Consider the following 11375-nt stretch of genomic DNA (forward strand, 5'->3'; position numbering starts at 1 on the left):
CGTCAGCCCCCGACGCCATAGCTCTTGACCAGCGAACTGGTCACCAGCCCCCAGCCGTCGACCAGCACGAAGAAGATCAGCTTGAACGGCAGCGCCACCGTCACCGGCGGCAGCATCATCATGCCCACCGACATCAGGATCGAGGCGACGACGAGGTCGATGATCAGGAAGGGCACGAACAGCAGGAAGCCGATCTCGAAGGCACGCCGCAGCTCCGAGATCATGAAGGCCGGCACCAGCACCTCGACGCCGACATCCTGCGGCTGCTGCGGCCGCGGGCCCTGCGACATGTCGAGGAAGAGCGACAAATCCTTCTCGCGGACATGCCGGAGCATGAAGGTCTTGAAGGGCACCACGCCGCGGTTATAGGCCTCCTGCGGCTGGATCTGCCCCGCGACCAGCGGCTGCACCGCATTTGTGTAGGCCTCGCGCAGCGTAGGCGCCATGACGAAGCCGGTCAGGAACAGCGAGAGCCCGATGATCACGGCATTCGGCGGCGCCGTCTGCGTGCCCAGCGCCGAGCGCAGCAACGACAGCACCACCACGATCCGGGTGAACGACGTCACCATGATCAGGATCGACGGCGCCAGCGACAGCACCGTGATGACGGCGATGAGCTGAAGCGCCCGCTCGGCGACGCCTCCGCCCTGCCCGAGATCGAGCGACAGCGTCTGCGCCAGCGCCGGGCTGGCCTGCAGGGTGAGCAGCACCATCGCGGCCAGCGCGGCGCGGCCATATCGATAGCGTCTCACGGGTCTGGAACTGGGAGTCACGCGCGGCCGTTGCTACGTCCGACTCACGCGATCGGACAGCACGAAGCTAGTCGCGGGAAAACGCCGCGCAACGGTTGCGCGGCGCCTGCAGGCCGGAGCCCCGACATTCCTGTTGATGGTCGCCGCCGCCAGACTGGCGACAGCCTTCAGCTCGCTATCCGCTCAGGATTTCGCCTTGGGATCGCGCCCGAGCAGACGAGCGAACTCGGCTTCGATGGCATCGACCGAGAACGGGTCGATTTCCTTCGATTCCGTCTCGGCCGGCTTGTCGGCCTTCGGCTTCGCCTCGGGCGCGGGCTTCTCGACGGCGGCAAAGGCTTCATCGAGTTCGTCAGTGTCGATGAGCGACCCAGACTCGCCGGACACCGGCTTGGCCTCGACGGCAGGCTCGGGAACGTCCGCCGGCTGTGGCTCCGGCTTGGTCGGCTCCGAGACCTTCGCCTCGGCGGGCTTGGGTTCGGGCGTATTCACCTCGGCAGCCTTGGCTTCGGGAGCCTTGGCTTCGGATGCCTTGGGCTCCGGCACCTTGGGAACGGGTGCGAAGGCCGTCGGAGTCGCACGCTCCGGCGTCAGGCCGAGCGCAGCCGCCAGTTCTGCCTCGACGTCGCTGGCGAGCATCGGCTGGCGCGGCGCAGGGGCAAGGGTCGGCGTCGGGATGGGCGCAGGCTCCGGCTTGAACTCGGTCTTCGGCTCAGGCCTGAATTCCGGCTTGAACTCCGGTATCGGTGGCTGCGCCACGGGCTGGAACGGCTCTAGGGCAGGCTTCGGCGCTTCGACGACGGGCTTCTCGGCAGGCTTGAGCGCTGCGGCGGGCGATCTCACCGGCGGAGCCATGCTTTCCTGCGGGGGCTCGCCCGGAAGATTGGCGGGGCGCACGGCCGAGAAGGGGCGCTTCAGCGCCTCCTCGAGCTGGCGCGTCATGTCGTCGAGCTCACCGGCGCTGACGGCCGGGGCCGGAGCATGCTCGCGTGCGAAGCTCGGCGCCGGCCCGGTCGTGACGGATGTCATCGGCAGCGGCGGCGGAGGCGCAACGGGCTTTGCCGGTGCCGGCGGCGGTTCCGAATCGGGGAAGCCGAGAGCAGCGGCAACACCGGCGCTGGCTGCTGCAGCGGCGGCAATGTCGCCGTGAGCCGAGGACGGGCGGCTCGGCAACGGCGGCAGGACATCGGGCGCTTCGACAATCGCGCCGGCCTTGCGGACATCCTCGCCGGTTCGCAGCGCGGGCTCGGCCGGAGGAACGAGCGTGTCGAATGGCGGCAGCGGACGGTCCGGCATCGCCGTATCGACGTAGCTCGGAGACGCCGCCCTGCCCCCGCTGCGCATGATATTGGTCTCGACGACGACGTCGGAGGCGCCGCCGATCATGACGAGGTGTTCGATGTTGTCGCGCCGGATCAGTACGAGCTGCCGCTGGCGGTCGAGATCGTAAGTGTCGACGACGCCGAGCCGGGGTTGGCGCTGGCGCCCCCCGGCCTGGCCGCGCAGGCGCAGCCGGCCGCCCTGGATCTGTCGCACGAAAAGTCCGAGCAGGGCGAGAAGTACAAGGATGACGACAGAGGCGACGATCACCTTCTGCGCGGTCGAGAGTTCCAATCCGAACAAGCTCTGCAAGGTCTGCCTCATCTTCGACGACGGCCTCGGGCGGCCGAAGTTCCGCACGAGGTTCAACACCTTGGCTATAGCATAACGCTTTCACTATCGGGAAACATGGTGAACGCGTGGTTAACCGCACCTGCGAAATGCAAGGAGGTTAACCCGCTGTTAACCATGAGCCCGGCAGGATTTGCCTAGTAACCGGCAGCGGAACGAGGGGCTGGAGCCATGGCGAATGACGGCTTGAGCATCGGTGGCGGCCTGATGCAGGCGCTGAAGCTGCGCATGCAATACCAGCAATCGCGCCAGAAGATCCTCTCCGAAAACGTCGCCAACGCCGACAGCCCCGGCTTCCGCCCGGCCGACCTCAAGCCGCCGAGTGTCGACCCGGCTCGCGCCGGCGTCGCGCTTGCCCGCACCAGCGTCGGGCATATGAGCCTGTCCACAGCCAATGGCGGCTTCGACGGCACCGGCGCCCCCCGCTTCGAGACCACCCCGAACGGCAATGCCGTGAACCTCGAGGACGAGATGCTCAAGGTCGCGCAGAACCAGTCCGACTACCAGCTGGCCGCCTCGCTCTACAGCAAGGGTCTCGGCCTGATGAAGATCGCGATCGGCAAGGGTCGCTGAGTCATGGACCTGATCAAGAGCATCGCCATCGCCGCCTCCGGCCTGCGCAGCCAGTCAGGCCGGATGCGCGTCATCTCCGAGAACATCGCCAACGCAGATTCCGGCCCCGAGCGCGCCGGCGCCGACCCCTACCGCCGCAAGGTCCCGACCTTCCAGCGTCATTTCGACCGCAGTCTCGACGCCCAGCTCGTCGCGCTCGGCAAGGTCCAGCGTGACCAGAGCGCCTTCAAGGTCAAGCACGAGCCGGGCAACCCGGCCGCCGACGCCAAGGGCGACGTCGCGATGCCCAACGTCAACTCGCTGGTCGAGATGGTCGACATGCGGGAGGCCCAGCGCAGCTACGAGGCCAACCTCAACCTGATCTCTTCGACGCGCCGGATGATCCAGCGCACCATCGACATCCTGCGCGCCTGAAGGGTTAGCACGCCATGGCCACGTCCAGCTTCGCCGCGGGAGCCTATGCCTCCATCCAGGGGATGGGCGCCGGAAATCTGATGCGCAAGCCGCCCGCCCTGGGCGGCGCGGAAGCCGCCGGGCCGGATTTCTCCGCTCTGCTGGGCAAGGCGATCGACGCCACCGCCGATGCCGGCCGCAAGGCCGACACCCAGACGGCGAGCGTCGCCGGCGGGCGGGCCGACATCGTCAATGTCGTGACCGCCGTCGCCGAGAGCGAGGCTGCGATCGAGACGCTGGTCGCGGTGCGCGACCGCGTCATCGCGGCCTATGAGGAAATCATGCGGATGCCGGTCTGACGGCTGGGAAACCCAACAAACCTATGCACACAGCGATCGGACGAACATCATGACCTCCGGAGCCATTCTCGACGTCGCCCGCGACGGCATCGTCGTCTTCCTCAAGGTCGGTGGGCCGCTGATGGTGATCGCGCTCGTCGTCGGCCTCGTCGTCTCGCTGGTCCAGGCGCTGACGCAGATCCAGGAGCAGACGCTGGTCTTCGTTCCGAAGATCGTCGCGGTCTTTGCCGCGCTGCTGCTGTTTCTGCCGTTCATGGGTGACGCGCTGGCGGGTTATATGGGGCGAGTCGCCGTCCGAATCGCCACGGGCGGATGAGCCTGTCGCGACTGCAGCCGGCCCTGGCCGGAGCAGCCTCGCGGCACCCGCGCTGGCGTAAGGGTGCCTGCGGCACGATGCAGATCGCGATCCTGCCCGAGCTCAGCGCCATTTTCGTGCTCGTCTTCGCGCGCGTCGGCACGCTCGTCATGCTCATGCCGGGCATCGGCGAGCGCTTCATCTTCTCGCGCGGCCGGCTCTCACTCGCCTTTTTCATCGCGCTGATGATCCTGCCCGTGGCGCGCCCTTCCCTGCGTATCCCCGCCGACATCTCCGGCGTCGTCACGCTCCTGATCGGCGAATTGCTGGTCGGCCTGATCATCGGGGTCTGCGCCCGGCTGGTGATGGCCTGCCTGCAGACGGCCGGCACGCTCGTCGCGCAGACCATGGGCCTCGGCTTCGCCATGACGGTCGACCCGACCGGCGGCATGCAGAACCCGTCGATCGGCAACTTCCTGACCATGCTCGGCATCACGCTGGTCCTGACGACGGACCTGCACCACGTCGCCATCGCCGCGATCCACGAGAGCTACCGCCTGCTGCCGCCCGGCGGCGTGCCCGATCTCACGGACATCCTGACGCTCGCGGTGCAGTCGGCGGCGCGCGGCTTTGCCCTGGCGATCCAGATCTCGGCGCCCTTCCTCGTCTTCGGCCTGCTGTTCAATCTCGGGCTGGGCGTGCTGGCGCGGATGATGCCGCAGTTGCAGGTCTTCTTCCTCGCCGTGCCGGCCTCGATCATTGGCGGCATGCTCGTCCTGCTCGTCGTCGTCAGTGTGATGATGAGCGTCTTCCTGAACGATCTCGGCGCCTTCCTGCGCCAGTTCACCGGCAATTGAGGGCGCCATGTCCGAAGATGCCGAAAACGAAGACAGGACAGAAGACCCGACACAGCGAAAGCTGGACGAGGCCACCGACAAGGGCGACGTACCCAAATCGCAGGAAATCGGCACGTTCTTCGTGCTCAGCGGCTTCACCCTCGCCTTGCTGGTGGCCGCCGGCTGGTCGGCCCGTGACGCCATGCTGTCGCTGCGCTCCTTCCTGATGAACGCCCATCAGGTTCCCTCCGATGGCGCAGCCTTCATGCAGGTCACGCGGCAGGGCGTGCTGACCGGCTTCATGGCGCTCGGCATGCCCTTCGCGTTCATCCTCTGCGCCGGGCTCGTGGGCGCCATGCTCCAGCACAAGCCGCTCTGGACCTTCGAGCCGCTGATGCCGAAGTTCAGCCGCCTCTCTCCGATGGCCGGCGCCAAGCGCATGTTCGGCAAGGAAGCCTGGGTCAATTTCGCCAAGGGCCTCGCCAAGACGGCGCTGATCGGCGCCGTGGTCTGGTTCACGCTCTGGAACCAGCACGACCGGCTCGAAGCCTTCGTGCAGATGAACGTCGCTGCCCTGATGCCGGCAACGCTCACGCTCGCCATCAAGCTGATGGGCTCCGTGCTCGCGCTCTTCGCCAACGTCGCCATCGGCGACTTCGGCTGGCAGCGCTTCTCCTGGTACCAGCGCCAGAAGATGACGAAGCAGGAGCTCAAGGACGAGTTCAAGAACTCCGAAGGCAATCCCGAGATCAAGGCCAAGCTGCGTCAGATCCGCTCCCAGCGCGTGCGCAAGCGCATGATGGCGGCCGTGCCGAAGGCCACCGTGATCATCACCAACCCGACCCACTTCGCCGTCGCCCTGCAATACGAGCCCGGCATGGCCGCCCCGCTCTGCCTGGCCAAGGGCGTCGATACCATGGCGCTGAAGATCCGCGAGGTCGCCGGCGAGCATCGCGTGCCGATCATCGAGAACCCACCGCTGGCGCGTGCGCTCTATGCTACCGTCCGCATCGACGAAGAAATTCCTGTCGAACACTATCAGGCGGTGGCGGAAGTCATCGGTTACGTCTTGCGCCTGAAGGGTCGGCGCGCCTAACTCGGCACGGATGCGAAGGAAGGTTGGCCGCGAATTTTCGGCGCGGCCGCAAGGGAACGGACTTCACCGCATGAGCGGCACCACGGCGACCACAACGATCGATCGCTCCGACAAGCCGGGCCATATCGGCGTCATCCTGCTGGTCGCGGGCCTGCTGGTCGGCGCCGCCATCGCGCTCGGCTTCATCGCCAACGAATGGGCGCAGCCGCTCATCCTCGGCCTGCTGGCCATTCTGTCCGTTGTCGGCGTCTTCGGCCTCTTCGCCTTCGCCATCGGCCTGGTCCAGTTCTCCGGCCGCGCCGCCCGCAACGACCTGACCAAGACGATCGTCGACGCCGCCGATGAAGGCATCGTCGTGACCGAAGGCGAGAACGACATCGTCTACGCCAACGAGACCTACCTCGCGCTGGCGGGCGCCACCGGCGCGAACGACATCAAGCCGGTCGGGCGGCTGCTCACCGGCCGCGCCGATGTCTCGGAGGCGATCTACCGGCTTGCGGCCGCAGCCCGCGAGAACCGCCGCCTGATCGAGGAGGTCCGCCTCGAGCCGGCCCTGAACGGGCGCGGCGAGGTCGGCTGGTACCGCGTGCGCGTCTCGCCGGTCCGTCGCGAGGCGGGCAATGCGACGCTCTGGTCGGTCACCGACATCACGCCTGAGCGCGAGCGGCAGGAGAACGCCTTCCAGGAACTCCAGCACGCGATCGACTATCTCGACCACGCACCGGCGGGATTCATCTCGATCGATGCCGATAGCGAGGTCTCCTACCTCAACGCCACGCTGTCGAGCTGGCTCGATTTCGATCTCGCCCGCTTCGGCTCGGGCGGCCTGCATCTCGACGACATCTGCACGCCCGCCGCCGCCGCGCTGATCCAGGCGATCCGTGGTCAGCCGGGCGATGTCCGCGTCGAGGTTCTCGACGTCGACCTGAAGCGCCGCAACGGCGCCCCCCTGCCCGTGCGCCTGCACCATCAGGTCGCCTTCGGGCAGGATGGCCGCGCCGGCCCCTCCCGCACCCTCGTCCTCAACCGGGCCTCCGGGGAGGCCGGCATCGACGTTGGCAGCGATGCCGAAGTCCGTTTCGCCCGCTTCTTCCACTCGACGCCGATGGCGATCGCGACCGTCGACAAGACCGGCGCGATCCTGCGCTCCAACGCCGCCTTCGCCCGTCTGACGCCGGCCGGCGCGCAGCCACAGACGATCCACGATCTGGTCGCGCCCGAGTCCGGCCTCGAACGCGCCCTCGCGGAGGTCGTGGACGGCAGCGCCGGCGTGAACCCACTCGACCTGACGCTCGCCGGGGAGGATGGCCGCTCGGCCAAGCTCTACCTCACCCCCGTCGCGGCCTCGGAGGACGGCGACGGCGAGCGCGCCATCGTCTACGCGCTCGAGACCACGGCCGAGCGCAAGCTGCGCGACAACATGGACCAGGCGGGCAAGATGCAGGCCGTCGGCCAGCTCGCCGGCGGCATCGCGCACGACTTCAACAACGTGCTGCAGGTCATCATCAACGCCTCCGAGTTCCTGCTCGCCAGCCACCGGCCGACCGATCCGTCCTTCCCGGACATCATGCAGATCAAGCAGAACGCCTACCGCGCCGCAGCGCTGGTCAGGCAGCTGCTCGCCTTCTCGCGCCGCCAGACCCTGCGCCCGCAGGTGCTGGAGCTCGGCGAGGTGCTGTCCGACCTCTCGCTGATGCTGAAGCGCGTCGTCGCCGACAAGGTGACGCTCGACGTCCGCCAGGGCCGCGACCTCTGGCCGGTAAAGGCCGATCTCGGCCAGCTCGAGCAGGTCATCGTCAATCTCGCCGTCAACGCCCGCGATGCCATGCCCAATGGCGGCAAGCTGACGGTGCGCACCCGCAACGTCGCCCGCGAGGACTGCGTGAGCTTCGGGCATGCCGCCCTGCCCACCGACGATTATGTGCTGCTCGAGGTCGAGGATAGCGGCACCGGCATCCCGCAGGAGCATCTCGACAAGATCTTCGAGCCGTTCTTCACCACCAAGGAAGTCGGCAAGGGTACGGGCCTCGGCCTCTCGATGGTCTACGGCATCGTCAAGCAGACCGGCGGCTACGTCTTCGTCGATTCCACCGTCGGCAAGGGCACGGCCTTCCAGATATTCCTCCCGCGCCACGTCCCGAGCCAGGAAGAGATCGCCGCCGAGGCCGCCGCCAAGGAAGCGCCGAAGAAGCTCGCCGCCGATCACACCGGCGCCGGCGTCATCCTGCTGGTCGAGGACGAGGACGCGGTGCGCGCGCTCAACGCCCGCATGCTGGTCTCACGCGGCTACACCGTCCACGAAGCCGCCTCCGGTGTCGAGGCACTCGACATCTTCCTGAAGAACGATGGCCGGATCGACCTCGTCGTCTCGGACGTCGTGATGCCGGAGATGGACGGCCCGACGCTGCTGGGCGAGCTGCGCCAGCGCAACCCGAACACCAAGGTCGTCTTCGTCTCCGGCTATGCCGAGGAGGCCTTCCGCAAGAACCTGCCGGAGGGCGAGAGCTTCCACTTCCTGCCCAAGCCCTTCACCATGAAGCAGCTCGTCGAGACGGTGAAAGCCGCGATGGGCTGACGGGTTTCAAGCCCGGAGTTGAGTGCGGGCGTCATTCTCGGGCGAAGCGAAGCGCAGACCCGAGAATCTCATGCCGGAACAGCTGCAGGAGCCTCCTCCTGCAAGCCCGAGCATGACGGCTGACCTGGCTCAGTGCGCCGCCGGCACTGTACTGGCATCTTTGGCGTCACGCCCGGCCAGCGCCCCGACCCCGAGCAGCGCCAGGATCGTCAACGCGGCCGAGAGGCTGAGATAGTAGCCGACATAGGCGAGCCCCTTCTCCGTCGCGAGCCAGGTCGCGACATAGGGCGCGAGCGACGCCCCGACGATGCCGCCGAGATTGAAGGTCAGCGAAGCGCCGGTATAGCGCACAGCCGTCGGGAACATCTCGGCCAGCGCCGTGCCCAGCGGCCCGTAGGTAAAGCCCATCAGCGACAGGCCGACCACGAAGAAGGCGAGCACGCCGAGCGTGCTGCCCGAGCCGAAGAGCGGCGCCAGCAGGAAGCCGAAGATCGCGATGCCGAGCGTCGTCGCCAGCAAGGTCTGGCGGCGGCCGAAGCGGTCGGCCAGCACGGCCGAGACCGGGATCGTCAGGCCGAAAAACACGACGCCGATCATCTGCAGCGGCAGGAACTGATCGCGCGAGAAGCCGAGCTTGGTCGTGCCCCAGCTCAGCGAGAACACGGTCATCAGGTAGAACAGCACGAAGGTCGCCAGCGCCGCGAAGGTGCCGCAGAGCAGCGCGAGCTTGTGCTCGGCGAAGATGCTGACGAAGGGCACCTGCACGCGCTCATGCTTCTCCATCGCCTTGCGGAAGGCGGGCGTCTCGCTGATGCGCAGGCGGACATAGAGCCCCATGAAGACCAGCAGCGCGCTGGCGATGAACGGGATGCGCCAGCCGAAGCTGAAGAACTGCTCGTCGGTGAGCAACGCATCGAGCGCCAGGAAGCTGCCGGTGGCGCAGATGAAGCCCACGGGCGCGCCGAGTTGCGGGAACATGCCGTACCAGGCAGATTTTCCGGGAGGCGCGTTCTCGGTGGCGAGCAGCACCGCCCCGCCCCATTCGCCGCCGAGCCCGAGGCCTTGCCCGAGCCGGCACAACGCCAGCAGCAGCGGCGCCAGCACGCCGACAGCGGCATAGGTCGGCAGCAGGCCGATCGCGACGGTCGAAAGCCCCATCGTCATCAACGCGGCGACGAGCGTGGCCTTGCGGCCGATGCGATCGCCGAAATGGCCGAAGATCGCCGCGCCGATCGGCCGCGCGAAGAAGGCGATGGCGAAGGTCGCGAAGGACTGGAGCATGGCGGTGGTCGGATCGCCGCCCGGGAAGAACAGCTTCGGGAACACGATCACCGCCGCCGTCGCATAGATGTAGAAGTCGAAGAACTCGATCGTCGTGCCGATCAGGCTGGCGAGCAGGATGCGGCGCGGCGAGTTCAGGGCGGCAGGTGCAGGGGCGGGAGACACGTTGGCAACTTTCGCGAACAAATGCGGAAGCCGGGCGCAATAACAGGAAACGAAAGGCCGCGGCATGGGAAATGCCATGGCTTGATATGCATCATACGCATAATGGAACGATAATAACTATTGGCGTCAGCTCCACGAGCATGGCGCGACCATTACTCGGCTCCTCCTGACACAAACTGACAGAGGGAACAAAAAAAGAACTTGCTGCCTGGAACAAAGCGTGACCATCCTCCTGTCAAGACGCATTGAGATGTCCCCGTAGCCCTGCCATAAGGAGCCCGAACCGTGAATCAGGCAAATCTCAAGCTCGTGGAAGGCTCCTCGATGGACAAGGCCAAGGCGCTCGATGCGGCGCTCTCCCAGATCGAACGCGCCTTCGGCAAGGGCTCGATCATGCGCCTGGGCAAGAACTCGCCCTCGATCGAGATCGAGACCATCTCGACCGGCTCGCTCGGCCTCGACATCGCGCTCGGCGTCGGCGGCCTTCCCAGGGGCCGCGTGATCGAGATCTACGGGCCGGAATCCTCGGGCAAGACCACGCTCGCGCTCCACACCATCGCCGAAGCCCAGAAGAAGGGCGGCGTCTGCGCCTTCGTCGATGCCGAGCATGCGCTCGACCCGATCTATGCCCGCAAGCTCGGCGTCAATCTCGACGATCTCCTGATCTCGCAGCCCGACACCGGCGAGCAGGCGCTCGAGATCACCGACACGCTCGTCCGCTCCGGCGCGATCGACGTGCTCGTGGTCGACTCCGTCGCCGCGCTCACGCCCCGCGCCGAGATCGAGGGCGAGATGGGCGATGTCCAGCCCGGTCTGCAGGCCCGCCTGATGAGCCAGGCGCTGCGCAAGCTCACCGCCTCGATCTCGCGCTCGAACTGCATGGTCATCTTCATCAACCAGATCCGCATGAAGATCGGCGTGATGTACGGCAGCCCGGAGACCACCACAGGCGGCAACGCACTGAAGTTCTATGCCTCTGTCCGCCTCGACATCCGCCGCGTCTCGACGCTGAAGGAGCGTGACGAGGCGACCGGCAACCAGGTTCGCGTCAAGGTCGTCAAGAACAAGGTCGCGCCGCCCTTCAAGCAGGTCGAGTTCGACATCATGTTCGGCGAGGGCATTTCCAAGGTCGGCGAGTTGATCGACCTCGGCGTCAAGGCCGGCATGGTCGAGAAGGCAGGCGCCTGGTTCTCCTTCGACAGCCAGCGCCTCGGCCAGGGACGCGAGAACGCCAAGACCTTCCTCAAGGCCAATCCCGACATGGCCGCCAAGATCGAGGCCACGATCCGCCAGAACTCCGGCCTGGTCGCCGACCGCATCCTCGACGAAGCCACCCCGGGCGCGGACGATCTCGACGAAGGCGAAGCCTGAGAAGTCCA

11 protein-coding genes are annotated in these 11375 nt (G+C 66.9%); 8 read left to right on the forward strand and 3 right to left on the reverse strand.

The window, feature by feature from the left end; genetic code table 11:
• Positions 1-2: 2 nt before the first annotated feature.
• Entirely contained in the window at positions 3-773 is a 771-nt protein-coding gene (gene fliP / locus AC1DVA_RS01975; RefSeq protein ID WP_442864998.1) for a flagellar type III secretion system pore protein FliP, read from the reverse strand.
• A 162-nt stretch (positions 774-935) separates the two neighbouring features.
• Entirely contained in the window at positions 936-2384 is a 1449-nt protein-coding gene (locus AC1DVA_RS01980; RefSeq protein ID WP_265053998.1) for a flagellar biosynthetic protein FliO, read from the reverse strand.
• Positions 2385-2594: 210 nt separating this feature from the next.
• On the opposite strand from AC1DVA_RS01980, the gene AC1DVA_RS01985 reads away from it, so the two are divergent.
• From AC1DVA_RS01985 to cckA, 7 genes are all read left to right on the forward strand, one after another.
• Positions 2595-2996, forward strand: coding sequence for a flagellar basal body rod protein FlgB (locus AC1DVA_RS01985; protein WP_265053999.1), 402 nt, complete (start codon positions 2595-2597; stop codon positions 2994-2996).
• A gap of 3 nt (positions 2997-2999) precedes the next feature.
• Positions 3000-3410: a flagellar basal body rod protein FlgC gene (flgC, locus tag AC1DVA_RS01990; protein WP_265054000.1), complete on the forward strand. Its 411-nt coding sequence runs from the start codon at positions 3000-3002 to the stop codon at positions 3408-3410.
• Positions 3411-3424: 14 nt separating this feature from the next.
• Complete coding sequence (gene fliE / locus AC1DVA_RS01995) at positions 3425-3748, forward strand: flagellar hook-basal body complex protein FliE (protein ID WP_265054001.1); 324 nt, start codon at positions 3425-3427, stop codon at positions 3746-3748.
• A 49-nt stretch (positions 3749-3797) separates the two neighbouring features.
• Positions 3798-4064 (forward strand): flagellar biosynthesis protein FliQ, encoded by a 267-nt coding sequence (fliQ, locus tag AC1DVA_RS02000; RefSeq protein ID WP_265054002.1) that lies wholly within the window; start codon positions 3798-3800, stop codon positions 4062-4064.
• A 77-nt stretch (positions 4065-4141) separates the two neighbouring features.
• Positions 4142-4900, forward strand: coding sequence for a flagellar biosynthetic protein FliR (gene fliR, locus AC1DVA_RS02005; protein WP_265054856.1), 759 nt, complete (start codon positions 4142-4144; stop codon positions 4898-4900).
• Positions 4901-4907: 7 nt separating this feature from the next.
• A complete protein-coding gene (gene flhB, locus AC1DVA_RS02010) occupies positions 4908-5975 on the forward strand; it encodes a flagellar biosynthesis protein FlhB (RefSeq protein ID WP_476804804.1) in 1068 nt (355 codons plus the stop codon).
• Positions 5976-6045: 70 nt separating this feature from the next.
• The gene (gene cckA / locus AC1DVA_RS02015; protein WP_476804805.1) at positions 6046-8550 is read left to right on the forward strand and encodes a cell cycle histidine kinase CckA; all 2505 of its coding nucleotides are present in this window, start codon (positions 6046-6048) and stop codon (positions 8548-8550) included.
• A 129-nt stretch (positions 8551-8679) separates the two neighbouring features.
• Here cckA and AC1DVA_RS02020 read toward each other — a convergent pair whose 3' ends face one another.
• Complete coding sequence (locus tag AC1DVA_RS02020) at positions 8680-9996, reverse strand: MFS transporter (RefSeq protein WP_476804806.1); 1317 nt, start codon at positions 9994-9996, stop codon at positions 8680-8682.
• A 285-nt stretch (positions 9997-10281) separates the two neighbouring features.
• Here AC1DVA_RS02020 and recA point away from each other — a divergent pair, with 285 nt between their 5' ends.
• Positions 10282-11367, forward strand: coding sequence for a recombinase RecA (gene recA, locus AC1DVA_RS02025; protein WP_320109561.1), 1086 nt, complete (start codon positions 10282-10284; stop codon positions 11365-11367).
• Positions 11368-11375 lie beyond the last annotated feature (8 nt).

The organism is Allobosea sp. P4_C6 (assembly GCF_056402015.1).